The 25112-nt window shown below is 37.0% G+C and carries 22 protein-coding genes and 1 pseudogene; 14 read left to right on the top strand and 9 right to left on the bottom strand.

All coding sequences use genetic code 11. The features are described from left to right. Positions 1-75: 75 nt before the first annotated feature. The 7 genes from ACIQYS_RS12215 to phnX all read left to right on the top strand — a co-directional run bounded on the left by ACIQYS_RS12215 (position 76) and on the right by phnX (position 6770). Positions 76-1209, top strand: coding sequence for an iron-containing alcohol dehydrogenase (locus ACIQYS_RS12215; RefSeq protein ID WP_402979877.1), 1134 nt, complete (start codon positions 76-78; stop codon positions 1207-1209). A gap of 77 nt (positions 1210-1286) precedes the next feature. Continuing rightward, positions 1287-2318: a PhnD/SsuA/transferrin family substrate-binding protein gene (locus ACIQYS_RS12210; RefSeq protein ID WP_402979874.1), complete on the top strand. Its 1032-nt coding sequence runs from the start codon at positions 1287-1289 to the stop codon at positions 2316-2318. A gap of 110 nt (positions 2319-2428) precedes the next feature. Beyond that, complete coding sequence (gene phnC / locus ACIQYS_RS12205) at positions 2429-3193, top strand: phosphonate ABC transporter ATP-binding protein (RefSeq protein ID WP_402979871.1); 765 nt, start codon at positions 2429-2431, stop codon at positions 3191-3193. A gap of 12 nt (positions 3194-3205) precedes the next feature. Next, the gene (gene phnE, locus ACIQYS_RS12200; protein ID WP_402979868.1) at positions 3206-3991 is read left to right on the top strand and encodes a phosphonate ABC transporter, permease protein PhnE; all 786 of its coding nucleotides are present in this window, start codon (positions 3206-3208) and stop codon (positions 3989-3991) included. Further along, positions 3991-4833 (top strand): ABC transporter permease subunit, encoded by an 843-nt coding sequence (locus tag ACIQYS_RS12195; protein ID WP_402979865.1) that lies wholly within the window; start codon positions 3991-3993, stop codon positions 4831-4833. The genes phnE and ACIQYS_RS12195 overlap by 1 nt, the downstream gene beginning before the upstream one ends. A gap of 30 nt (positions 4834-4863) precedes the next feature. Continuing rightward, positions 4864-5955 carry a 2-aminoethylphosphonate--pyruvate transaminase gene (gene phnW, locus ACIQYS_RS12190; RefSeq protein WP_402979863.1) on the top strand — a complete coding sequence of 364 codons (1092 nt, stop codon included), beginning with the start codon at positions 4864-4866 and terminating at the stop codon, positions 5953-5955. After that, positions 5955-6770, top strand: a complete 816-nt coding sequence (gene phnX, locus ACIQYS_RS12185) for a phosphonoacetaldehyde hydrolase (RefSeq protein WP_402979860.1) — start codon at positions 5955-5957, stop codon at positions 6768-6770. Before phnW ends, phnX begins: the two co-directional genes overlap by 1 nt. Positions 6771-7244: 474 nt before the next feature. Here the strand turns inward: phnX and ACIQYS_RS12180 are convergent, their stop codons facing one another. Next, the gene (locus ACIQYS_RS12180) at positions 7245-7904 is read right to left on the bottom strand and encodes a Dph6-related ATP pyrophosphatase (protein WP_402979858.1); all 660 of its coding nucleotides are present in this window, start codon (positions 7902-7904) and stop codon (positions 7245-7247) included. 168 nt (positions 7905-8072) lie between these two features. Here ACIQYS_RS12180 and ACIQYS_RS12175 point away from each other — a divergent pair, with 168 nt between their 5' ends. Next, positions 8073-8696 carry a hypothetical protein gene (locus tag ACIQYS_RS12175; protein ID WP_402979855.1) on the top strand — a complete coding sequence of 208 codons (624 nt, stop codon included), beginning with the start codon at positions 8073-8075 and terminating at the stop codon, positions 8694-8696. Between the two features lie 20 nt (positions 8697-8716). Beyond that, entirely contained in the window at positions 8717-9331 is a 615-nt protein-coding gene (locus tag ACIQYS_RS12170) for a hypothetical protein (protein ID WP_402979852.1), read from the top strand. A 65-nt stretch (positions 9332-9396) separates the two neighbouring features. Here ACIQYS_RS12170 and ACIQYS_RS12165 read toward each other — a convergent pair whose 3' ends face one another. From ACIQYS_RS12165 to ACIQYS_RS12145, 5 genes are read right to left on the bottom strand one after another with little or no spacing between them, the layout of a single operon-like run. Beyond that, positions 9397-10641, bottom strand: coding sequence for a substrate-binding domain-containing protein (locus ACIQYS_RS12165; protein ID WP_402979849.1), 1245 nt, complete (start codon positions 10639-10641; stop codon positions 9397-9399). Between the two features lie 11 nt (positions 10642-10652). After that, entirely contained in the window at positions 10653-11654 is a 1002-nt protein-coding gene (locus ACIQYS_RS12160) for a 3-oxoacyl-ACP synthase (RefSeq protein WP_402979846.1), read from the bottom strand. Then, positions 11651-12067, bottom strand: coding sequence for a MaoC family dehydratase (locus ACIQYS_RS12155; RefSeq protein ID WP_402979843.1), 417 nt, complete (start codon positions 12065-12067; stop codon positions 11651-11653). The genes ACIQYS_RS12160 and ACIQYS_RS12155 overlap by 4 nt, the downstream gene beginning before the upstream one ends. Beyond that, a complete protein-coding gene (menE, locus tag ACIQYS_RS12150) occupies positions 12064-13563 on the bottom strand; it encodes an o-succinylbenzoate--CoA ligase (protein WP_402979840.1) in 1500 nt (499 codons plus the stop codon). The genes ACIQYS_RS12155 and menE overlap by 4 nt, the downstream gene beginning before the upstream one ends. A gap of 19 nt (positions 13564-13582) precedes the next feature. Next, positions 13583-14191: a TetR/AcrR family transcriptional regulator gene (locus ACIQYS_RS12145; RefSeq protein ID WP_402979837.1), complete on the bottom strand. Its 609-nt coding sequence runs from the start codon at positions 14189-14191 to the stop codon at positions 13583-13585. Positions 14192-14367: 176 nt separating this feature from the next. On the opposite strand from ACIQYS_RS12145, the gene hpaB reads away from it, so the two are divergent. Further along, positions 14368-15801, top strand: a complete 1434-nt coding sequence (gene hpaB / locus ACIQYS_RS12140) for a 4-hydroxyphenylacetate 3-monooxygenase, oxygenase component (protein ID WP_402979834.1) — start codon at positions 14368-14370, stop codon at positions 15799-15801. Between the two features lie 346 nt (positions 15802-16147). Here the strand turns inward: hpaB and ACIQYS_RS12135 are convergent, their stop codons facing one another. Continuing rightward, positions 16148-17380, bottom strand: coding sequence for a mechanosensitive ion channel family protein (locus ACIQYS_RS12135; RefSeq protein ID WP_402979831.1), 1233 nt, complete (start codon positions 17378-17380; stop codon positions 16148-16150). A gap of 162 nt (positions 17381-17542) precedes the next feature. On the opposite strand from ACIQYS_RS12135, the gene ACIQYS_RS12130 reads away from it, so the two are divergent. From ACIQYS_RS12130 to ACIQYS_RS12115, 4 genes are all read left to right on the top strand, one after another. After that, positions 17543-20683: a DEAD/DEAH box helicase gene (locus ACIQYS_RS12130; protein WP_483880187.1), complete on the top strand. Its 3141-nt coding sequence runs from the start codon at positions 17543-17545 to the stop codon at positions 20681-20683. 365 nt (positions 20684-21048) lie between these two features. Then, on the top strand, positions 21049-21276 hold the full coding sequence (locus tag ACIQYS_RS12125; RefSeq protein WP_402979825.1) for a single-stranded DNA-binding protein: 228 nt from the start codon (positions 21049-21051) through the stop codon (positions 21274-21276). 32 nt (positions 21277-21308) lie between these two features. After that, positions 21309-22385: a DNA cytosine methyltransferase gene (locus tag ACIQYS_RS12120; protein WP_402979822.1), complete on the top strand. Its 1077-nt coding sequence runs from the start codon at positions 21309-21311 to the stop codon at positions 22383-22385. Position 22386: 1 nt separating this feature from the next. After that, entirely contained in the window at positions 22387-23601 is a 1215-nt protein-coding gene (locus ACIQYS_RS12115) for a DNA cytosine methyltransferase (protein WP_402979819.1), read from the top strand. A 129-nt stretch (positions 23602-23730) separates the two neighbouring features. On the opposite strand, the gene ACIQYS_RS12110 is transcribed toward ACIQYS_RS12115, so the two are convergent. Both ACIQYS_RS12110 and ACIQYS_RS12105 read right to left on the bottom strand, forming a co-directional pair. Next, the gene (locus tag ACIQYS_RS12110) at positions 23731-24708 is read right to left on the bottom strand and encodes an HNH endonuclease (RefSeq protein WP_402979816.1); all 978 of its coding nucleotides are present in this window, start codon (positions 24706-24708) and stop codon (positions 23731-23733) included. A 192-nt stretch (positions 24709-24900) separates the two neighbouring features. After that, positions 24901-25112: pseudogene (locus ACIQYS_RS12105) on the bottom strand (IS4 family transposase); the annotation flags it as partial.

Here is a 25112-nt window from a genome sequence, read left to right as displayed (position 1 = left end):
CTTGTAAAACAGCAAAAAACGGACTAATCTTGCATTGTAAGTAAACAAAAACCGAAAAAGAAGGGAAAAAACTGAATGGGAAACTATTATAATCCAGTAAAAATTAAAATAGCTACGATAAATGTTATCGAGGAAGTCTTAAATACAATTAATCCTCAATTAAAAAATATTGTCCTTTTACATCGAGGAGGTGATTTTTTAGAAACTGAGGCTGGACGTACCCTCTACAAAGGTCTTGAGGGTTTTGAGGTCAAACAATTAGCAGTGAACATATCCAATCCTGATATAGAAGACTTGTTTCACTATTATAAACAAATTGAAAGCTTTGATTATCAATGCATAGTAGGAATTGGTGGGGGAAGCGTTCTGGATCTTTCAAAGTCCTTAGCTGCTATAAAGAATATGAAAATAGATTCTACCTCTGCTTTACGCACTGTCATTAACCAAAAGCTTTATATAGAGAGTCAAAATTTCGTACCCTGGATTGGGATTCCGACAACCTCAGGTACGGGTTCCGAGGTTACTTGCTGGGCAACAATTTGGGATCGCGCTAACGGAGTAAAAATGTCAGTTGATTGGGAAAAACTATATGCACATACCGCTATCATTGACTCAACTCTGACAGCTTCATTACCGAAGGAAATAACGGCGGCAACCGCTTTAGATGCTTTATGTCATGCTACTGAGGCTTACTGGTCAAAAAACTCTAATGAAATTTCTAGAATCTATTCATTAGAAGCAATCAATCGGATTGTCAACAATTTTGAAAGTGTATTAAAACATCCGAATGACATCACAGTAAGGAAAGAAATTGCTTTAGGAAGCTTGTATGGAGGTCTAGCCTTTAGCAACACAAGAACAACGGCATGCCATTCCATCTCGTATCCTCTTACATTGGAACTTGGAATGGTTCACGGGATTGCGGCAAGCATCACCTTGGCAAAAGTGATGGAAATTAATTTTGACTCGATTATTGAAAACGATAAGCTGCTTCAAGCCTTTGGAGTAAGCAGTGTCAGTGAAATACAAGAGCTTATCGAGTATTTCCATCAACTATCTGGTTTCTCAAGCAGGCTCAGAGATTACAAGGCGAATGAAGAATTAATTGAAAAAATCTCCAGTAACGCCTTTACAAAGGGCCGGATGGATAATAACCCAGTTGCTTTAACAAAAGAAGATGTTACACAAATTCTTCTATCTATCTATTAATAAGAAAAACGCTGAAGCTAGACAACAAATCTAGTTAAAAATTTAAAAATTCTGTTTTTTAAAAAAGGAGAATAATAATGAAAACTAAATTTATGTTCACAATGCTCTTAGTATTAACTGTTTTGTTAACGGCGTGCGCTGGAGGTAATGATGGTGTTGCGGAAGTGGATGATGTGATTAAAATGGTTTGGTATCCAAACGAATCTGGTCAAGATATGAAATCGTCCCGTGAAGAAATTGGACGACTGATTTCAGAGGCTACAGGTAAAAAAGTAGAGCATCAATTAACAACTGACTATGCCATTGCAATTGAAACATTAGTGAATAACAATGCGGACATTGCATTTACGGGTTCACAAAGTTATGTCCAAGCAAAAAATAGAAATGATTCGATTCATACAATTGCAGTGAAATCTGGTGAATCCGGTACTTTGGAGGATGCTAAATATCATAGCTGGTTAGCAGTTAATGTAGACGAACAGGACAAGTACAAAGTAAATGGAGAATTTTCACTTGATACAATAGCAGATAAAAAGATCTCTTTCGTATCTAATAGCTCAACATCAGGTTTTAAGGTTCCAGCTTCTAACGTTTTAAGTCATTTCACACAACAAGAAAAATATGCAGATTTAACGCAAGAGGATTTAATGGAAGGCGGCTCGTTATTCTCTCAAGTATTATTTGGTAGCTCTCATCAAGGCTCCGCAGTTAATTTATTAACTGGTAATGCAGATGTTGCAGCATTTTGTGATACATGTGTGGAAGACTATGTGGAGATTGCTGAAGGAGATGAAAATACAGTTGGTGCTGTTTATCACGTAAAAGATGTTGCAGCAGAACCTTTTAATACGGTTGCAGGAAAGGAATTTACATTAATGAGTGTAACACCTGTATTAAATGAGCCATTCGTAGTAAACATGGATGTAATTGGTCAAGAGGATTTTGATAAAATTCAAGCCTTATTAACTTCAGATGAATTTGCAAACAATGAAAAAATCTTTGCTCCTGTAGATTCAGAACAGTCAGCTTTATTCACGAAAAAGGGGAAAGAAAGACTGATTGCTGTAGAAGATAAATGGTATGATCCAATCCGAGAACTTTCAAAATAATACACCACTTCATCGATAGGTAAAACTGTATAGGAAGAAGAGTGTGCCTAGGGGGATATTCGTTATGTACACTCTTACTTGCTAATTAAACCAAAAAGGAGTCATTTCGAATGTCTTTGTTAAAGGTAGAAGGACTTGGTAAATCATATACAACAGACAAACAAATACTAAAGAATATTAATTTTGAAATAACAGCAGGAGAATTTGTTTCTATCATTGGTCCATCAGGTGCTGGTAAGTCTACCATGCTGCGTTGTATGAATCGAATGGTTGAATTTAATGAAGGAAAGATTATTTTTAACAATCAAGATGTTGGAAGTTTAAGTAAAAAAGAGTTACGTAAATTGCGAACAAATTTTGGGATGGTGTTTCAGCACTATAATCTCGTACCTCGTTTGACGGTGATTGAGAATGTGTTACATGGTCGGTTTGGTTATAAAACAACGCTACAAGGAATACTAGGCAGATATACAGAAGAGGAAAAAGAACATGCCTTTTACCTGTTGGAGAAACTAGGAATTCATGAACATGCTTATAAGCGATGTGACCAATTAAGCGGTGGTCAGCAGCAACGTGTAGGGATATGCCGAGCGCTTATTCAAGAACCTAAATTGATTCTATGTGATGAACCAATTGCTTCACTTGATCCGAATTCTTCTAAGGTGATCATGGACCATTTAAAATCGATTAGTACGGAAATGGGCATTACATGTTTAGTGAATTTACACCAAGTGGAAGTGGCACAACACTATTCAGATCGAATTATTGGGTTAAATAGTGGTGAAGTTGTATTTAATGGAAATGGCCGCGAGCTTTCTGACGAACAAATTCACAAAATCTACGGAACCAAAACCAAAGATTTAATAACAGCGTAAGGAGAAATGACCGTGAATGAAAAAACGATGCGAAAAAGCAGATGGCAGACAGTAATCTTTCTTCTCATCATCATTGTTCTTACCTATTTTTCATCAGTTATTACAACATTTAACTTTGTAGAGGGGATGGCGACAATCCCTAAAGCTATAGGTTGGATCTTTTCCAATTTAATGGTGACACAGGAGTCGTTTGATAAATTGCCAAAGATCCTAGAAAAATTAGCTGAAACCATCTTTATGTCTATTGCTGCAACAACTATAGCGGCTGTTGTTTCTCTTTTCTTAGGGGTATTTGGATCAAAAACAACAAAAGTAAACAACTTCTTAAGTGTATTTGCTCGTTTTATTGCTTCCGTATCAAGAAATATTCCAGTTGTCGCATGGTCCTTGGTTTTGCTTATTTCTTTTGGGCAAAATTCAGTAACAGGATTTCTCGCTCTATTTATTGGGACAGTAGGATTTTTAACAAGGGCATTTATCGAATCGATTGATGAAGCCAGTCAAAGTTCTGTTGAAGCATTAACTGCAACGGGGGCAACCTATTTCCAAGTTGTGAGTAAGGCAGTTATTCCACAATGCTTGCCACAGATGCTCAGCTGGGTATTGTTTATGGTGGAAACCAATATTAGAAATGCTACTTTGGTAGGGATCTTAACGGGTACGGGAATTGGATATACGTTTGATATGTATTATAAGATGTTAAATTATAATGCCGTAGCACTTGTGACATTATGTATTGTCATTACCGTTATTATTGTGGATCTTATTTCAAATTATGTACGGAAGGTGATTCTATAATGGTAGCAACCTATATTAATAGAAAGAAAAACGGCCAGATTCGAATAAAATCGGGTAACAAGGGTGATCAAGTCGTAAGATGGACGTTATTGATTCTGACAATTTTGACGGTTGTTTCCTTTCTATTTTTTAACTATGCAGGGCTTGAATTAGGTTCAGCGATTTCGGAAACAGCTTATAACTTGAAAGTGATGTTTCTTGAGCCGGCATTAAGTCATTTTAATTTGGGAGAAGCCATCTATCAAGTTGGAATTACACTTAGTTTAGCGTTCTTAGCTACGATTATCGGTGCCATAATTGCTTTTTTCCTTTCTTTGATGGCCGCAACGAATTTAGCTCCTGTATGGGTATCAAGAATTGTTCGTGTCTTTGTTGCGATTATTCGGGCTGTTCCAACGGTATTATGGGTGTTAATCTTTGCGATTGCCGCTGGGTTAGGAAGTGAAGCGGCGGTTTTGGGGATGCTATTGCATTCTATCGCTTATTTAGTAAAAGCATTTTCGGAAGGCTTTGAAGAAGTCGATAAAGGAATCTTTGAAGCGCTGCAATCAACTGGTGCGAACTGGTGGCATATCGTAAGAAGCGGTGTCATACCATCTACATTTACCTATTTACTATCATGGGTTTTCTTGCGATTTGAAATTAATTTTGGTGTAGCAGTAGCAATGGGTGCAGCAGCTGGAGCAGGCGGAATCGGATTTGAGCTTTTTATGGCATCTAGCTTCTACTTCGATCTGCGGGAGGTTGGCTTTATTACCTACGCAATTCTCATTATTGCTTTTCTATTAGAGGTCATTTCAACCCGTTTGAAAAAACGTTACCTTCCAGCAACTTCTAACTAAATTCATAAATGAAGGAGATTATATAGAACCATGAATCACTACAAACTTTTAACACCTGGACCTTTGACAACGACAAGTAGAGTGAAAGAGGAAATGCTTTTAGACCGTTGTACTTGGGACAATGACTATAAAGCCATTACACAAAAAATAAGAGCTAAGCTTCTCGAATTAGCCGGAGCTGATCAAGAAGAATATACAACTGTACTCATGCAAGGAAGTGGAACATTTGCCGTTGAAGCGGTGATGAATTCAACTATATCGAATCAAGATAAGGTTTTAATTGTAACGAATGGTGCCTATGGAGAAAGAATTGTAAAAATTGCTAACTATATTGGACTAGCATATAGAGAATACAGCGTAGCTTACGATGAATACCCAAGCGAAGAAGAAATTAGAAGTATTCTAAAAGAGGATCAAAACATTACGCATATAGTAATGGTCCATTGTGAAACAACAACAGGCATATTAAATCCACTTGAGACGATTTCAAAACTATCAAAGGAATTTGAGAAAACGTTAATCATTGATGCCATGAGCAGTTTCGGTGGAATGGAGATGAATGTTCCTGAACTAGGGATTGATTATTTAATTAGCAGTGCCAATAAATGTATTCAAGGAGTTCCTGGTTTTGCTTTTGTCATTGCTAGACTAGAGAAGCTAATGAATTGTGAAGGTAATTCGAGCAGTTTGTCATTTGATTTATATGATCAATGGAAGGAAATGGACAAGGATGGGAAATGGCGTTTTACTTCTCCAACACATGTAGTAGCTGCTTTTTCTAAAGCCCTAGATGAATTAGATGAAGAAGGTGGCATTCCAGCAAGGTTTTCCCGTTATCAGAATAATAATCGGATATTAAGAGAGAGACTTGAAAAAATAGGATTTCAAGCCTATATATCAAAAGAAAAACAATCTCCTATTATTACAACTTTTCTTTTTCCGGATGATTGCTTTAATTTTGAACACTTTTATACATTTGTTAAAGAAAAAGGCTACGTACTTTATCCTGGAAAATTGACGAATGAAAATACATTTCGAATCGGAAATATTGGTGAAATTTATGAAGCCGATATGGAACAATTATGCACTATTATAGAATCTTACATGGGAGTGAATAAATAATGAACAATGTAGAAGGAATTATTTTAGATTGGGCTGGTACAACAGTGGATTTTGGTTGCTTTGCACCAGTAAACGTGTTTATTGATATTTTTAAAAATGCAAGTATTGAAGTAACCATGGATGAAGCAAGAGAACCAATGGGAATGTTGAAAATTGACCATATTCGCGCGATGCTGTCCATGCCAAGAATCTCGACAAAATGGGAAGAAAAATACAAAAGACCATTTAATGAACAAGATGTAGAGAATCTATATTCTGAATTTGAAACTGCGCTCATGTCTTCTTTAAGCGAGTATACAGATCCAATTCCAGAGGTTGTGGAGACTGTGCAAGTATTAAGAAGCAAAGGATTGAAAATCGGTTCAACAACAGGATATACACAAACTATGATGGATGTTGTTGTTCCTAATGCTTTGAAAAAAGGCTATGATCCAGATTTTTATATTACACCAGATGGAACAAATTCTTTGGGAAGACCGTATCCTTATATGATATATCGCAATATGGAGGCATTAAAATTATCAGCATCATGGAAAGTCGTAAAAGTAGGAGATACTACTTCAGATATTAAAGAGGCAATAAATGCAGGTGTTTGGGCAGTGGGTGTCGTGATCGGCAGCTCTGAAATGGGATTAAGTTTAGATGAATTTAATGCTTTATCTAAAGAAGAGCAAGAGAAAGTGATCTCTAAAACAGAAAAATCCTTTTTACAAAACGGGGCAGATTTTACAATCAAATCGATGAGCGAATTGCCACCATTAATTGAGAGAATTCATCACCTTATTTCAGATGGAAAAAGACCTAATGCTAAATAAGCTAATCTAATAGATTGACGGCGTTAGTAACTTTAGTCAGCTACGGATGATAATAGTTATATCAATTCACTCTAAAGTTTCAACCACTTCAATACCTTGTCTGACTGGAATTAAAGATGCTGATGGATGAATACTATATAGCTGATAGCCAGTTTGGAAAAAGAGTATTCTGTATCGGAAAATTGAGAGCAAACCTTAAATTCAGGTTTTGCTCTTTTTTTTATTTCCGGATATTTTGTAGCAACCAGAACATCCGTAGAATCTAAAACTTCCTTTACTATCATCATTTGAGAATGATACATGGCAATGGCTTGTTGCAGTAACGAGGGCGTTTTCTTATTAAAGTGTCGCTTATTTGGATAAATAATCCTAACGAGACAAAAGGTATGCTGAACGCGACAAAACGACTAGTGAACACGACAAACCAACCGCTCAAAATGACAAACACCATACCGAACGCCACAAGCCAATAAACTACTCCGAAAGCGCGACGTGTGTGAACACATAATTGCCTTTCTCAAGCGGTTCCCCAATCATAACCGGAACACGCGAGGAAAAAATCGGACCGTCTACGACGACGGTGTGAAACTCGCCGTTTTCCCCACACGCATCGATGCCCGCAAGTTCGAGTTCCTCGACAATATCTCTCGTCAATCTTTTTCCAACAAACTTAGCGGGCATCATCGTTGTATTCACAACAACAATCCAAGCTTCGAATCCTTCAGCTAACAACTCGTCCACGACCGTTCTTCTTGGGATTTGCCAAAGCGGGTGCACGGCAATGATGTCCGACTTCGCACACGTCTTTTGTACCCACTCCAAATGCCCTTCTAGATCGATATCGCCAAACACCCCGTGTGTAATTCCTTCTTCCCGGCAAGCATCCATAGCTCTAGTAAACTGGTTTTCATATGAACCCCAACTAGCTGCTTTTGTTAATAAAGGCACGCCAAGTCGGTCCACTTGGGCTTGGACTACCTCTAAGGGAAGTGCATGTGACTTAGAAAATTCTCCATCTTCTTCAAACATCGTCAGCACTTTTTTCGGCATCATTCCTAATTGCAAAGCTCGGTAATAAGCTAAAGCTGAATCCTTTCCACCACTCCATGAAGCTACAAAACTTGCATTTTGCATCTAAAATCACCCCTTTCCTATAAGTTACCTTATTAATTAGAAAGATTCCACTGATTAATATATATCAAAGTGGAAATAGGACCAAAAATTGGATAAATATTGAATAGAAAATATGGTAAAATTATACGAGTGTTTCAATATTTAATAGAATAAGGTAGGAGAATTGTGATGAAAAAATTATTACTATCTACAACTTTTTTATTTGCATTGCTATTAGCTGCATGTAGTGAAGGAGCAGTAGAACAAGAGAATACAACTTCTGACGTAGAAAAAGAGCAAGATGTGAAAACGACAGAAAAACAGAAGGAAAATGTAGCAGAAGAAGCGGCATTTGGAAAAAGATCAAATCCCGTACCAGTAGGGACAACTCAGCTGGTTGATATCATGATTTTTGACAATGAATCCAATTCATTCGCAGGGAAAGCAGATATTACGATTACTGAAGTAAAACGTGGTCAAGAAGTATTGGATTTTGTAAAAGGGCAAAATGAATTCAATGAAACGCCTCCAGAAGGATACGAATATATCATGCTAAATGTCAAAGCGACATTGAAGGAAGCAGAAACGGAAGATTATGCCTGGTTAGCTGATGGATGGGACTTTAACTTTATCGGTGAAGATGGTTCTCCTTATGAAACGGTTTCAGTTGTTCATGAGCCAGAATACCATGGGAAAGTTTATGTTGGAGGAACTGTAGAAGGACTTATTATCAATCAAGTGAAAGTAGATGATCCAATCAAGGTAGTTTACGAAGATGGAAATTGGGATAATGTATTTTTCTCTACTAAATAGAATAGACAGGAGATAGAGTTTTGAAAAAGTTATTATCGTCTTTATTAGTTTTAGTTTTTATCGTATCTGCATGTGGTCAAGAAGAAACAAGCAGTGAAAAAGAAAAAGAAACGGAAAAAAGTAGTGTAGAAAAAGCAGATAGCGAATCCGTTAATGTGGATAAAGGATTGTTCAATGTAGAAATTACGTTACCAGCAACTTTTTTTGAAGGGGAAGACATCAATCAAGTTGTTGCTAATGCAAAAGAAGAAGGTATTGGCGAGGCGACAGCAAATGAGGATGGATCCGTTACATATAAAATGTCTAAGTCTCAACATAAAGAAATGTTAGCCGATATCCAAAAAAGCATAATGGAAAGTGTAGAAGAAACAAAGAATAGTGAAGATTTTGCGTCTATCAAAGACATCACATCCAATGACTCCTTTTCAGCATTTACAATAGTAGTGGATAAAGCTGCATATGAAAATAGTTTTGATGGTTTTGCAGCGCTAGGCTTAGGAATGGTAGGAGCATACTATCAAATTTTCAATGGAGTAGATGCAGAGGCGTACAAAGTAGAAATCTCTATTCAAGATGAGGCCTCTGGAGAAGTATTTGACACAATTATCTATCCAGACGCGTTAGAAGAGCAATAATATGGAAAGACTCCCATTTTAGCTTCTTATAGAAGTGGGAGTCTTCTTTTTTATGAATGAACGAATTATTTATTCCGTATAGGTGGAGCCGTCTCTTCAGGGGTTAACTCTCTAATTAATACCGGCACAGGATAATCTAGCCCTTCTCTATTTTCTAGTTTTACTGCATAAAGCGATTGAAGTGCTTGATGGTCTTCTGGACGGAATGTCATCGTTCCTTTTGGTGATTCAAAGCTCATACCTTCCATGGTTTCAATAAGCTTAGCAGAATCGGTATCGCCATCTGTTTTCTTCAACGCCTCTACAATCGCTAGCGCTGCACTCATGCCACCTGGAGTAAATAGATCAGGTACGTCGCCATTATGTCTCTTTTTGTGTTCTTCCACAAGCCATTTATTTACATCGTTATTAGGTAACTCATGATAATAAACCGTGAAGCCTTCCATCCCTACAAGCGGTTTCATAGTAGGAAGAGTTGCAATGTCGGCAACACCAGTTGAAATTTTGATTCCTTTTTCTTGTACTTTCATATCCATGATTTGGTTCCAAGGGGTATTGGATCCTGCCCAGATAACATATAAATAATCAGGTTTTTGGTCAATAATCTTTTGAATATTGGAAGTAAAATCAGTCGCTGCTGGATCTACATATTCTTCGTGAATAATCTCTCCACCTAACTTGATAGCTGCTTCTTTAAATGCAGCCACACCATCTTGACCGAAGGAGTAATCAGGTGCAAGCGTTGCAATTTTAACGCCTTTTTTAACAATGGCCGCAGCTCCTGCTACAGCGTCTTGAGAGGAGTTACGTGCAGTTCGGAAAATGTATTTATTGAATTCCGCTCCTGTAATACTATCGGCAGCAGCAGGTTCTACTACCATAATTTTTTCATATTCTTCGGCAAGTGGTAATACCGCAAGGGTGTCCCCTGAGCTAGAAGAGCCTACAAGGAAATCTACCTTGTCGTCTTCCAGTAGTTTGGTAGCCTTTTGAACCGCAACTTCTGCTTTTGTTTCCGTATCTTCTATGATAAATTCTATTTTGCGACCATCGACTTCCATTTTGCCATCTGTTGCATATTCAAGCCCAAGCTCAAATCCTCGGACGGTTTGCTTTCCGTAGGATTCAAGCCCACCTGTTAGAGAAGCGAGCACACCGATTTTGATTGGTTCGGTACTTTTATTACCAACTGTATCTGTATCGGCTTTTGTTTCTGGTTTATCGCCATTCTCGGAGCTACAACCATAGATGAAGAGCATGAGTAAAACGAATAAACCAAAGTAAGCTTTCTTACTTGTAGACAATTTCATTTTCTTTCCCCCTAGTCTTTTATTTTTCTTAACGTTGTCGCTGCCCATGTGTATCCAGTACCTGCACTAACCGCAACAACAATACTTCCTTTTTGTAATTTTTTCTCTTCTTCTGCCATATTTAATCCAACTAATGGATCGAGAGAGGACATATGGCCATAGTGATCGAGGTATATTGCTTTTTCCTCTGGAAGATTAAGTCCATCTAAAATTTGTTTAAACATGGATTTTTTTGTGTGTAATGGGAGCACCATATCGATATCGTTTAAGGAGTATCCACTTTTTATAACGGATTCCTTTATTACTTTTATAAAATTAGATACTGAGACAGGGTCAAGCCGTTCTTTCATTTCCGCTGGATCTTTCACATCAATAAAATGAAGATTATTTTCAACTGTTTCATATGAAGCAGGTAGAACAGATCCTCCTGCTGGAACCCGGATATCATCATGGAAAGAACCATCTGTGTAAATAGAAGACTCTAAAATCTCAAATTTACCATCATCTTTTGATAGAAGCGCTGCAGCTCCACCGTCCGCAAAATTAAACATAAACCTCGATCTAGGATTTTCATAATCTATTATTTGAGACTCCTTACATCCACCAACAAGCAAAATATGATTAACTGTTTTGTCCGCATTCAATATATCTTTTGCTACTTTAAGAGCAATTGGAAAACAGGAGCTAACATTCATTATTTCAAACGCATATGCATTTTTGGCGCCTAATTCATGTTGAATTTTAGAAGCACTTGACCAAACTCCATAATCTTTGAATGGACTTCCAAAGTAAATAATGACATCAATGGCGAGAGGGTCTATTTTTTCTAATATTGGTAAAGCAGCCTTTATGGCCATATCAGAAGCATGCGTAAATGAATCCGCTACATGTTTTTCGTAGAGACCAAACTTTTCTTTTATCACTTGTTCAGGAATTCCCGTTTTTGCTTCAAGATCTTTTGCGGTTTCAATTCCATTAGGAAAGTAAGTGCTTGTTTGTACAATTTGTATCATATCTTTTCTCCTTCCTTTGGCATCATCATCTTCGCTTCGCCAGTTAATACGACTGTGTTATCTTGTTTTCGGCAAATTGTCTCCAGTCGAATGATTCCTCTGTCATGATCGATGTCTAAAATTTCAGCAGTTGCTGTTACCGTATCTCCAATAAATACTGGTTTTTTGAACTTTAAGGACTGCTCTAAATAAACAGATCCTTGACCAGGAAGCTCCATTCCAAGAAGCCTTGAAAGAAAGGAGGTAGTTAATAGACCATGGGCAATCCGCTGACCAAATCTAGTGCCACTAGCAAATTCCTGGTCGACATGAACAGGATTATAATCTCCGCTTATACCTGCGTACATGACAACATCCGTTTCCGTAACAGTTCTGCTAAAGGAGGCGGTCTGACCTACAAAAAAATTCATCATAAGTTTATCACTTCTCCTACGTAATATTTTTTTAGAGTAGCTTTATCAATTTTGCCAGTTGCATTTTTCGGTAAAGCGCTTACAAACTTAAAAACACTCGGTACTTTATAACGGGCTAATTTTAATGCACAATGTTGTTTTAAATCGTCCTCCGTTAGAACGACTTCACCTTTTAGCGATACAAAGGCAATAGGTGTTTCCCCCCATTTGTCATGAGAAACCCCAATTACAGCTACTTCTTCTACTTCAGGTATGTCGTAAATAACTTTTTCCACTTCTAGTGGATAAATATTTTCTCCGCCGGAAATAATCATTTCTTTTTTTCGTCCTGCAACATAAACGAATCCTTCGTCATCCTGTCTAACGACATCTCCTGTAGCAAACCAACCGTTTTGAATGGATTTATCGGTTTCTTTAGGCAGATTCCAATACTCCTTCATAACATTGGGGCCTTTGATTAGCAGCTCTCCTATTTCACCTGGAACTACTTCTTTTCCTTCATCATTCACAACGCGTATTTGCGTAAACATAACCGGTTTTCCTATAGAACCGGCTTTACGTTCATAGTCCTCTTCAGAAAGTAAACATACAGTAGGCGATGTTTCGGTTAAACCATAACCCTGTCCGAAACGAATGCCTTTTTGTAAATACCACCGTATTAACTCCTCTGGACATGGCGCACCACCGTTATAAAAGAAACGAACGGACGCTAGATTCGTAGTTTCAAAGATGGGCGATTTTCGCAAAGCATCATGGATTGTAGGAACACCCATTACAATCGTGACTGTATATTTTTCAATATATTTCAACGCTAGCTCAGGTTCAAATCTGTCTGGAACAACGACCGTTCCTCCGGCTAACAATACAGGTAAGGTGAAAAGGCCAATTCCACCTATATGAAATAATGGCAATAGTGTAATGATCGTGTCTTTAGAGGTAATATCGAGACTGAATATGTTATTAACTGCGTTCCAAAACATATTCTCCTGCGTCAATACAGCTCCTTTTGGTCTGCCGGTTGTCCCTGATGTATAACAAATGATGTACGGTGCAGCGGGGTCAATTTCAGTGAATACGAATGATTCTGACTCGGCTTGATGGAGAGAATCGAAAGCTAGTAGATTTTGAAAATGAATGCTCTGTAGTAACTCTTTTCCTATCGAATGATGATCCCTGTCTACTATTAGTGTTTGAAGTCCACTATCTATCAGCTGAAACTTCAATTCATCTACGGATAAGCGAGTATTTAAAGGGACAACAATAGCATTAAGTTTGGCTACTGCAAATAAAGTGATAATGTATTCCATACTATTTTTGGATAACAAACCGACTCTATCGCCTTTTTTTATGGAATACGTTGACTGTAACAACCCAGCAAAATGATCAACCAATTTGCTCATTTCAAAATAGGTAAGGTCTCTATGTTCATCGATTAGCGCTTTCCTTTCCGGCGTTATGCTCGCACGCTGATCAATCCAATGTGATATGCCGTACACCTTGATTTCACTCCTAACTTTACTTCTTTAGACCTTGGAAAATAAAAGATATTGCATCTTCTAAAAGGTCTTCTGGTACATTTTTATCTTCCCAATAGATCCATCTCATTCCTAAAAACTGACTAATTCCCATTAAACAATAAGCAATCGTCTCCGTGTCGTACTTTTTAATTTCTTCCTTGCCTAGAGCTTCTTCTAAGCCTTTAATGTAACCTAAAGCAAGCCGCTCATAGTACCAGCGATAAAGCTGCTCATCTACAAGAACTGTTTGCTGAACAATGCTATATAAATTTCGATGATTTTTTACCCAAGAAAAGAAAGTTCTAAATCCAATTCGTTGTGATTCTTCAAAATTGGAAGCAGTTGTAATTGCATTTCGAATTTCATTCCGAAAAGTATGGCTCATCGTTCTCACAAGCTCTTCAAAAATAGACTGTTTAGAAGGGAAATAATTATAAAAAGTTCCTTGAGCTACTTTTGCCTTTTGCGTAATATCAACAATTGATGCATTAAAATATCCTTTTTCGCCAAACACTTCTTCCGCAATTTTTAATAAATGCTGTCGTGTTTTTTCTCCTTTCTTAGTGAGTGGTAGAGAATTTGAAGCTAATTTTATTGTTTCTGACATATGAATCACCTCTCAGTTATTATAATATAGTTAAAATTCGGAAATTACAATAGATTTATTTTTTATTCCATTTTAAAGTGCACAAATTTGTATTTGTCACACCTAATAGCAACTATTAATAATATACATCTAAAGAAGTTCGGAACAATTAGCATGCACCATAGAGGAGTGAGTGAATGTCAGTGATTACGGGGAAGCAATATATAGAAAGAATTGATAAGTTAAAAACGGAAGTATGGGTAAATGGAGAACGGGTAACGGGTAATATTTCGGAGCACCCCGCATTTAAAGGGGTTATGAAGAGTCAAGCAACTTTGTATGATCTACAACACGATAATACGTTAAAAGATATTCTGACTTATCTATCGCCATCTACTGGAGAACTAGTCGGGATGTCTTATTTACAGCCTAAAACAAAAGAAGACTTAGTGAAAAGAAGGGAGATGATCCAACATTGGGCGAAAACAAACAATGGTTTCATGGGAAGAAGCCCAGATTATATGAATACGACATTAATGGCGCTTGCATCATCTTCCGACCTGTTAAAAGGGAAAAAGAACTGTTTTCCGGAGTATTTACAATCGTTCTATGAATTTGCACGTGAGCATGATTTATCAATGACGCATACTTTTATAGATCCACAAGTGAATAGATCACCATATTATTTCGAGAACGAACATGAGCCTATTGCTGCAAAAGTCGTTGATCGAAACGCAGAAGGGATTATTGTAAAAGGTGCAAAATTACTTGCAACACAAGGTGGAATAACAGATGAAATTTTGGTCCTTTCTTCTGGAGAAATTATGGAGGAGGAAAGTGGGTTTGCCTTTTCCATCCCAAGTAATTCTAAAGGTTTAAAGTTCATTTGTAGGGAATCATTTGTAGGGGGAGACTCCGCATTTAGCTATCCATTAAGTTCACGCTATGAGGAAATGGACAGTATTGTTGTTTTCGACAACGTGCTCGTACCGTGGGAGCGCGTATTTTATTATGATAATTCTGAGATTGCAAACAGCTTTCAAATAACGAGTTCCTTTCAAGCATTTGCACTACATCAAGTTATTTCTAGACAAATAGTGAAAACAGAGTTTATATTAGGGGTCGCCCAATCCATCATCGACACAATTAATATCAAAGATTACCAGCATGTGCAAGAAAAGGTCTCCGAGATTATTGTGGCACTGGAAACGATGAAAGCATTAGTCATCAAATCAGAAGTAGAGGCACAACTGGATGAATGGGGGGTTATGCGACCAGATCGTACATCATTGCAAGTGGGCATCAATATCTTTCCTCGCGTCTACCCAAGATTCACCGAAATCATTCAGCTTTTAGGCGCAAGTGGCTTGATGACTGTCCCAACCGAACTGACATTTCAATCATCTATACGAAAGGACTTAGATCAGTACTTGCAATCAAAAACAACTAACGCAGAAGAACGCGTCAAACTCTTTCGTTTAGCATGGGATTTAACAATGAGCTCTTTCGGCACACGCCAAACGCTATACGAACGCTTTTTCTTTGGTGATCCTATACGTCTATCTAGTCTACTGTATTACTTGTATAATAAAGAACCTTATGTGGAGCGAGTGAAGGAAATATTAGAATGAAGCTTTTGGTAAATTAGAAAAGTAGATATCCAAGTAGTAGTATCTACTTTTCTACGTTTATAAATATCATCAATAATCTTAAGTCTCCTTTAAGCAACAATCGTTTCTAGTAAAAGTTTCAATAATTCTTCTAGTGTCTCCGGTAATTGCTCCGGCAATCCAAATGGACTCATCATTTTCACCCCTCCTTTTTGTTAGCTAGTAATCTATTAACAATATAGTCAATCTATCTTTCTTTTATACTTGAATTTAGAAAATAATTTTTAGAAAGTTTCTAATCTCTATAAATAGAGTCTAAAAATATTAAAGACGAGCTAGTACTGAGTTTTTCAGTACTAGCTCGTCTTCATGTATCTGCGAATTTTTTAAAATCATTCCCAGTTGGATTTTGGAATAATTGAACTCCAAAATCCGGTGCTACGGCGAAAAGATGGTCAAAGATATCGGCTTGAACCGTTTCATACACCGTCCATTTTGTATCATTTGTGAACGCATATATTTCTAATGGTAACCCGTATTCGCTAGGTGCTAACTGTCTAACCATTAAGGCCATTTCTTGATTGATGCCAGGATGATGTTGAAGATAATTGCTAATATACGCTCTAAATACACCGATATTCGTAAGAGCCCTTCCATTCACTGAATTACTTTGGTTAATTTTATTTTTCGTATTATACTCTGCAATTTCATGTTCCCTAGAGATGATATATTCAGTAAGATAATGAATGTTTTTAAAATCATTAATCATATCCTCGGTACAAAATGAAATACTATTTGTATCGATAAGTAATGATCGCTTGATCCGTCGTCCTCCAGAGGATTGCATCCCTCGCCAATTGATAAAAGAATCGGATATTAGTGCATAGCTTGGAATCATCGTAATCGTTTTATCAAAGTTTTGCACCTTCACTGTATTTAGGGAGATATCAATAATGTCTCCGTTTGCCCCATACTTAGACATTTCAATCCAGTCACCAACCTTAACCATATCATTGGTCGACAACTGAATCCCCGCAACAAGGCCTAATAACGAATCTCTAAAAACCAACATAAATACAGCAGAGAGAGCTCCAATTCCACTTAGTAAAAGAAGTGGACTTTTCCCAATTAGGTTCGCAATCACCAAGATGACCCCAAGCGTTATAACAATAATTTTAACTACTTGAATATATCCTTTAATAGGCTTGGTCTTAGATATTTCATACGTTTGATAAATATCATTCATGGCATTTAATGAGCTACTGATAATTACTAATCCCATAATAATTAAATACGTCATCGCACCCTTTTCGATCAAATCTCGATAGGATGGAAAAGTGGTGGCAAAGCGGTAAATAATAATCGCGGGAACTATATGTGATAGTTTATGAAAAACCTTCCTATCCAAAAGCATATTATCCCATTGGAACTTAGTATTATTCACGATTTTAGTGATGAGCCTAATTACTACCCTTTTCGTAATAAAATTAGCCACCATACAGAAAATAATTATTATAAGAAGCATAATAAAAATGGAAAGATACTTGGTTAAGGTAGGATCCATATTAAATTTTAAAAGCTGATTACTAATGAAACCCATCTATTTCACTCCATTAAAAGACATGAATACTAGTATATCAGAATTTATTGACCTTCACCTTGTTCTATTCTTCTTAGCAAAACATGCTAAAATATAACCAAATAGAACGATAAAAGAGATACCTAACAGTAATCGAGAAAGGACTACAAGATGAACTTTTCGATGAATGAAACAAAAATAAAAAAATTATGTGGGGTTACCGCTTTTAAAAAGGGTAAGGCTTATTTTCAGGCGGAAAAAGTAAATCTTCATCCCTTTCAAGCAAGTAGTTCAGTAATAAAAGCTAGCGTGATTGCGGGGGATGATTTTGAAGTCATGGTAAAAGTCGCTCCTAATGGAAAAATAGTCGCTACTTGTACATGCCCCCAAGTAAACTTTGTACAGACATATTGTCAGCATGTTGCAGCTGTCTTATTCGCCATAGAAAAGGAACAACTAGTGGAAGATCACTTGGCAGCCCAAATGTTGGGTTTATTCGAAAATAGATCTTTACCACCAACAGGTAAGCAACTGCATTTTGACAATCGAGAAACATTTCATGTGGAGTTTACTTGCCGCCCCGTTTATCAAACAGAAGGGGAGTATGCAATAGGAATACAGGTAAGAGTAGGTACCCACTCTTTGCATTCAGTCTCGCATATAACCAATTTTTTAGATGCAATAGAAAATAGAAAAGCGTTTGAATATGGCCGGGGCTTGAAATATGCGCCGGAGCTCTATAGTTTTCCAAGAGAGACGGATGAAGTTCTTCAATTTCTAATGAAAAGTCAACGAGTAAAAAGTAAAGCCGCTTTACAAGATGGATTATTACTGATTTCTGCTTCCGATTGGGAGCAGCTCCTTCCTTTATTGAAAAAAGCACCGACAGTAAGGTTTATGCAAGGTGGAGAGATTTATGATGGGGTACGTATTGGAAAAGAACTTTCTTTAAGTTTTGAATTTGAGGAAGGAAATACGACAGACTACCAACTGAACGTAAAAGGGCTAGACGGGATTAACGTTTTAAAGGCTTATGGCTATGCACTTTCAAACGGTGAATTATTTAAGCTTCCAGAAGAAGAATGCAACCGGTTGGCAGAATTGAAAGCAATGCTTGATCAGTCTGGCAAGCATCAACTGATCATATCGGAGACCCAAATAGATCATTTTATGGAGAAGGTCGTACCTGGGCTAATGAAGCTAGGTCATGTGAATATTGCTGAATCCATTTCCAAAAGAATGGGGGAAACGCCACTTCGTATTAAGATGTTCCTTGATAGAGTGAAGCACCGGTTACTAGTAGGGTTAGAGTTCCATTATGGGCATTTAATCATCAATCCATGTGAAGAAATCTTTACTCATTATCCGGGAATCAGACGTCAGCGCAATAAGGAGCAGCAAATTATTGATTTACTGCTGGAAAACTCCTTTACGCAAACGGATGGTGGATTTTTTTTATACGATGAAGAAGCAGAGTACCATTTTTTGTACCATGTACTTGGAAGTATGGAAAAATGGGTGCAAGTATACGCTTCGACGGCTGTTAAAATGCGTGTCCAAAAGGCATATACTGGCCCAAGGATAAAAGTGGACGTAAAAGAACGAACAGAGTGGTTGGAGTTCCGTTTTGATTTGAAGGGAATTTCGGAAAAAGAAATTCAAAAACTAATGGTCTCGATAGAAGAAAAACGAAAATATTACCGGATTCCAAATGGCAATTTAGTTTCATTGGAGACACCGGAATATCTGGCACTAGCTAATTTCATCCAAGACATGGGGCTATCCAGCGACAATATGGGAGAAGGAATTCGGATTCCTTTGATCCGTGGTATGCAGATGGTCGATTCATTGGAACAAGAAGATTTGGTAGATCCAGATGAAAACTTCGCCAAGTTAATAAAGAACTTAAATGATCCGGAACATTCGAATGCTACTATACCTACAGCATTAACATCCGTCCTTCGTGATTACCAAAAGGTAGGTTTCAGATGGTTTAAACTATTATCCAAGTATAAATTCGGAGGGATATTAGCGGATGATATGGGGCTAGGTAAAACACTGCAAAGCATTGCATTCATAGAATCTGTACTTCCAGATGTGCGGGAGCGAAAACTGCCAGTATTAATCGTCTCTCCAGCATCACTCATTTACAACTGGAAGAGCGAGCTCGAAAAATTCACTCCGCATATAAACGCACAAATTATTGACGGGAATAAAGAAGAAAGAAGCACCTTATGGAAAGCATCTTTGGGAGTGGATGTGATTATCACTTCTTATCCATCATTGCGTATGGATACAGATCTTTACCGTAAGCTGGACTTTCATACACTGTTTTTGGATGAAGCCCAAGCTTTCAAAAACCCGATAACAAAGACCGCAAAAGCGGTAAAAATGATTCAAGCTGAATACCGATTTGCACTGACGGGGACTCCAATAGAAAACAGATTAGACGAACTATGGTCGATTTTCCATGTAGTGTTCCCAAGTCTTTTACCAGACCGCAGAGCGTTTAGTGAATTAAGTAGAGCAAACATTGCAAAACGCGTACGTCCATTTATTCTAAGACGTATGAAAGAAGACGTTTTGACCGAATTACCGAATAAAATCGAGACCTTACAATTCTCTGAGTTACAACTGGAACAGAAAAAACTATATGCAGCCTATCTCGCGGAACTAAAACAAGACACTTTAAAACACTTAAAGAAGGGCGATTTAAAAAGGAACCGTATAAAAATTTTAGCCGGGCTAACGAGACTTCGACAATTATGCTGCCATCCCGCCCTGTTCGTGGAAGGGTATAAAGGAAGCTCCGCAAAGTACGAGCAATTGATGGAAATACTAGAAGAATGCAGAACATCCGGAAGGCGAGTGCTTGTCTTTTCCCAATTCACGGAGATGCTTGGCATTATTCGAAGACAGCTTATCCGCCAAGGCACACCCTATTTTTACTTAGACGGTCAAACTCCACCGGCTGATCGTGTCGAATTATGCAATCGCTTTAATGAAGGTGAAGGAGATCTATTTCTCATTTCCTTAAAAGCTGGAGGCACTGGCTTAAACTTAACGGGAGCAGATACAGTCGTACTCTATGATCTTTGGTGGAACCCAGCTGTCGAGCGACAAGCAGCAGACCGTGCCCACCGTATGGGACAGGAGAATGAAGTGCATGTTATTCGTTTGGTAGCGAAAGGGACTATTGAAGAGAAAATAAATGAATTGCAGCAGAAAAAGATGAGTTTGATTGATGAAGTTATTCAATCTGGTGAGGATGGAATGACTGGTATGAGTGAGGAGGATATTCGGGAGATATTGATGATTGAATGAGTGGGGCAAAGACATAGTACACATAGTTTCCTGTCTATATAGACAGGAAGCTGCCGAAGGTACAATTTCGGCAGCTCTTTTTTTTGCCTCATTTTTCTAGGTCGGTGCATGCCTCAAGAATTGAGTCTTCTCTTTCTTGCACATGCATTATCTGGATCATACTCCTCAGAAGCGCTGATATTCAGGAGATCTGATTTGATAATTTTAGCTTTCTATTTTTATATTGGTTTTGAATCTTGAATTTGATATACTAATCAAAGAACATATGTTCCTTTTGGTTGTATAGACCATTTACAATGAATCTCTTTTCATTTAACATAAACATATAGTTAAGCTTATGCTTATGTTTATGGAGGGTTGAATATATGAACTGTTTAGAAATTGCGGTGAAAGAAACTAAATACTTGCAATCTGATGAAGAATTCTTGGTGAAAGACCTATTTAAAGGATATGAATGGAATCGTCTAGCAATTGGTGAACGCCGTTTGTTAGGTTCTTTATTTTTAAATGAAGTTAAAAACGGTCGCTTAAAAGATGGGATAAAAGTAACTAAAAAAAGCAGTGCTAATCAACAAATTTATACAAAAATTTAATTAACAGAGAAATATATGCGGAGTTGAAATTAATGACTAAGAAAAAACCGACCGTAATCGATATGTTTTGTGGATGCGGTGGACTATCAAGAGGATTTATGGATGCTGGATACGAAGTTTTATTAGGTATTGACAATAATAAAGACGCACTAGTTAGTTTTAAAGCAAACCATAATGGTGCTGTCGCAATGAATGGAAACTTATTTGAAGGTTCCACTATATTAGAAATGGCAAGTTTAACAAATAATAGTCAAGTTGATTTGATTATAGGTGGACCACCGTGCCAAGGATTTTCATTGACTGGGAAACGTGAGGAAGACGATGAACGAAATACTTTATTTAAGTCAATGGTTAATGCTGTAGCATTCTTCCAACCTAAGGCCTTCGTTTTAGAAAATGTTCCTGGCTTAACTACCTTATATAAAGGGAAGGCTCGAGAAGTCATCATAAAAGAATTCACTGATTTAGGATATACAGTCAATGATCAAATTTTATATGCGCCAGACTACGGAGTACCACAAATCAGAAAGCGTCTTTTCTTTGTTGGCCTTCTACACGGGGAGACATTCGAATTTCCAGAACCAATTTTAACACCTGATAAATACGTAACATGTGGCGATGCAATAAGTGATTTGCACGATTTCACCGATGACAATTTGGGGTCTGAAGTTAGTTCTTACAAATCAGCTCCACAAAGTAAGTATCAAAAGTTAATGCGTAAACATGCAACTGATTTATTTAATCACATAGGAACAAAACATACCGAACTTGTAATAGATGTAATTTCCCAAGTCCCAGAGGGTGGGAACCATAAAGATTTACCACCAGGTGTAGGGGAAAGTCGAAAGTTTAACGAAGCATGGACAAGATATCATCGTAACAAACCATCAAAAACAATTGATACTGGTCACCGTAACCACTTTCATTATCAATACAATCGAGTACCATCTGTTAGAGAAAACGCTCGATTACAATCATTTCCGGACGATTTCAGATTCTATGGAAACAAAACACAACAATATAGACAAGTTGGGAATGCTGTTCCTCCACTCTTAGGATTTGCCTTGGGAAAACAATTAAAAAAATATATTACTGAAGAGGATAAATAATATGGCAACTTATAATTTTATCGATGCTTTTGCAGGTTGCGGAGGTTTATCTGAAGGTTTTAAGGCAACTAATCAATATAAAACATTAGCTGCTATTGAATGGGAAAAGCCACAAGTACTAAACCTTATCAATCGCTTAAAAACAAGATGGGGTTACTCAAATGCGGATGAAATTGTTATGCGATTTGATATTCAGCGTTCTGAGGAGCTATTAAACGGATGGTCCAATGATGAAGATTATGGATCACATCCGGGGCTAAACAGTCTAATTAATAATAAAGAAGTTGATATAGTAATAGGTGGACCTCCATGTCAAGCGTACTCCGTGGCAGGCAGAATAAGAGATGAGAATGGTATGCGTGAGGATTATCGAAACTACCTATTCGAGAGCTACTTAAAAATCATCGGTGCATACCGACCGAAAGTATTCGTATTTGAAAATGTTCCTGGCATGCTAAGTGCTGCTCCAGGTGGGGAGCCTGTTACCACTTTAATAAGAGACGCAATTAATGATCTAGGCTATACCATCATTGATGATTTACGAACTCATGCGCAAATAAATCTTGCAGAATATGGTGTTCCCCAATTACGGAAACGAGTAATATTAATAGGTCTTCGAAATGATTTATATGAAAATCCTCAAGAAACGCTAATAAACTTTTACTCTAATATTTTGCCTCAGTATAAAGAGAACACTCGAACAGTTCGTGATACATTATTTGACCTTCCAAGGTTGTATCCATCAGATACAATTGAAAAATTAGGCGGAAAAAAGTTATCACACTCTTATAGCGAAGATCCAACGATTAAAAATCATATGCCAAGATTCCACAGCGCAAGAGATATTGATATATTCCGCCTACTAGCCGAAGACATTGAGGCAGGTAGAAACGAATACACATCGACAGAGGCATTAAGAAATCTGTATACACAACTTACCGGTAAAAACTCAAATGTTCATAAATATCATGTGTTACGTTGGGATAAACCAAGTAATACCATACCAGCTCATCTATATAAAGATGGTTTACGTCATATTCATCCAGATCCTGAACAGGCTCGTTCTATTACCGTGCGTGAAGCTGCCAGATTACAAACATTTCCTGACGATTATGAATTTATATCTAGTGCAGGAGACAATTATAAAATGATAGGTAATGCTGTACCTCCAAAGTTTGCTGAAAAGCTAGCTCTGGCAATCTTAGAAATTTTGTAACAAATTAGAGGGGATTTATTAAATCCTCTCTTTATTTAGGCAATAGGTTAATATTATAGTGATAGCAATGAAAAGTATTCTAATTAACTGATGATGGCCTAGGGAATATTTTCATTCCCTAGGCCATTTTTAGAGTCTCCCTGAAGTTAAAAACAAACCATAGACATTGTTTCGGTGATATTTAAGGCTAGACTTATCTGGTATGAAAAATTCATTTTCGGGTATTTTAATTTTTGAACCATCTAATGAAGCTAAATACTCGTTTTCTACTTTCTCATGCACCATTATTGTATAATCATCCGATAAAGTGAAAAATCCTTTATCGAAAGCCCAATGAATATCTCTGCTAAGGGGTATACCATTATTAGGTAAATATGTCCCTCCATGACTTTTTGGTTTAATATGAGCCGTTTCCAAATTATTGAATTGGCCGTATTTTATAACGTTTCCTGTAATAGCACAAACCCCACCATAACCTGTCATTACAAAATCTCTAAAGGAAGTTGCATTAAATAAGTTTTCTATATTAGTAGAAGATTCTTCAACTTTTTTAGCCACTGTTTCATCTACAACAGGATTAAAAGTTCCATGTTGTAAGAAACGACTAATTTTGTCATCAATGATTTTGAGTTCTCCGTCGTAAGTTGCATGATCTCCACGAATACTTGAATTTTCAATAATATCATTGCAAAGATCATATAAGTTATCTGTAGTTTTAAGTAATTCTAAAAAGTAAACAATCTGAATTTCTTCTTCAATTTTAATTTCTTCTTTTTTAAAAACAATGATATCGGTACTAGTAAATAAGAATGAATTATTTTCCAACGCATTATTTAAATAGATTCTATATTCATTACGTGAACCACCAAACAAATGGTCATTGTGATAAATATAATTACAATATATTTTTGTAGGTTCATTTAAATATAAAGGGATTATCGGTAGTAAGGATGAATCATTTTTAACAGTTTGAGATAATGGCGGAAAAAATGAAAGTACATTTATATTTTTAGAGATATAAATATATCTCCCTCTAGAAGGAGTAGGTCTTGTTGGCGTAACACTTCCCAATTCTTGATGACCAAGTTTTTTTAAATAATAAGTCATATATTAACACCTCGAAAAGTCAGAATTATATCATATAATAAATATCACTAGCGTTGCGTAAATAATGAATGAAAATTCTTACAATTATTATTTCTTGTTATGAGCCAAAAAGATAGACACTCTAATAGAGTTGGGTCCATCCATTTGGTTTTTATTTACAATTAGACATTTGCGGCATCGACAGTTTATTTGTTAAGGAACTGCTGTCTCTTTTATTTTACGAATCCAGATATGTGCAGGTTTCCAGAGTGCAGCTCTTAAGTAACGGCTAATTTGTAGGATCTTTCGCTTACTCTGCGTCGCTAATTGTGCTAAGACATTCAGGCAATAGACAACGAGTGCGATGTACACTTGATTATGAATGGCCCATTCACTTTGACCAAAGAACTTTTTGATATTCAAAT

The organism is Psychrobacillus sp. NPDC096426 (assembly GCF_044762745.1).
Classification (GTDB): domain Bacteria; phylum Bacillota; class Bacilli; order Bacillales_A; family Planococcaceae; genus Psychrobacillus.
This window is presented reverse-complemented; position numbering and strand designations above follow the sequence as displayed.

Bases quoted from the DNA above. Each gene is read 5' to 3' on its own strand.
- ACIQYS_RS12215 (WP_402979877.1), top strand. From the start codon at position 76: ATGGGAAACTATTATAATCCAGTAAAAATTAAAATAGCTACGATAAAT.
- ACIQYS_RS12210 (WP_402979874.1), top strand. From the start codon at position 1,287: ATGAAAACTAAATTTATGTTCACAATGCTCTTAGTATTAACTGTTTTG.
- phnC (WP_402979871.1), top strand. From the start codon at position 2,429: ATGTCTTTGTTAAAGGTAGAAGGACTTGGTAAATCATATACAACAGAC.
- ACIQYS_RS12195 (WP_402979865.1), top strand. From the start codon at position 3,991: ATGGTAGCAACCTATATTAATAGAAAGAAAAACGGCCAGATTCGAATA.
- phnW (WP_402979863.1), top strand. From the start codon at position 4,864: ATGAATCACTACAAACTTTTAACACCTGGACCTTTGACAACGACAAGT.
- phnX (WP_402979860.1), top strand. From the start codon at position 5,955: ATGAACAATGTAGAAGGAATTATTTTAGATTGGGCTGGTACAACAGTG.
- ACIQYS_RS12180 (WP_402979858.1), bottom strand. From the start codon at position 7,904: ATGCAAAATGCAAGTTTTGTAGCTTCATGGAGTGGTGGAAAGGATTCA.
- ACIQYS_RS12175 (WP_402979855.1), top strand. From the start codon at position 8,073: ATGAAAAAATTATTACTATCTACAACTTTTTTATTTGCATTGCTATTA.
- ACIQYS_RS12165 (WP_402979849.1), bottom strand. From the start codon at position 10,641: ATGAAATTGTCTACAAGTAAGAAAGCTTACTTTGGTTTATTCGTTTTA.
- ACIQYS_RS12160 (WP_402979846.1), bottom strand. From the start codon at position 11,654: ATGATACAAATTGTACAAACAAGCACTTACTTTCCTAATGGAATTGAA.
- ACIQYS_RS12155 (WP_402979843.1), bottom strand. From the start codon at position 12,067: ATGATGAATTTTTTTGTAGGTCAGACCGCCTCCTTTAGCAGAACTGTT.
- ACIQYS_RS12145 (WP_402979837.1), bottom strand. From the start codon at position 14,191: ATGTCAGAAACAATAAAATTAGCTTCAAATTCTCTACCACTCACTAAG.
- hpaB (WP_402979834.1), top strand. From the start codon at position 14,368: ATGTCAGTGATTACGGGGAAGCAATATATAGAAAGAATTGATAAGTTA.
- ACIQYS_RS12135 (WP_402979831.1), bottom strand. From the start codon at position 17,380: ATGGGTTTCATTAGTAATCAGCTTTTAAAATTTAATATGGATCCTACC.
- ACIQYS_RS12130 (WP_483880187.1), top strand. From the start codon at position 17,543: ATGAATGAAACAAAAATAAAAAAATTATGTGGGGTTACCGCTTTTAAA.
- ACIQYS_RS12125 (WP_402979825.1), top strand. From the start codon at position 21,049: ATGAACTGTTTAGAAATTGCGGTGAAAGAAACTAAATACTTGCAATCT.
- ACIQYS_RS12120 (WP_402979822.1), top strand. From the start codon at position 21,309: ATGACTAAGAAAAAACCGACCGTAATCGATATGTTTTGTGGATGCGGT.
- ACIQYS_RS12115 (WP_402979819.1), top strand. From the start codon at position 22,387: ATGGCAACTTATAATTTTATCGATGCTTTTGCAGGTTGCGGAGGTTTA.
- ACIQYS_RS12110 (WP_402979816.1), bottom strand. From the start codon at position 24,708: ATGACTTATTATTTAAAAAAACTTGGTCATCAAGAATTGGGAAGTGTT.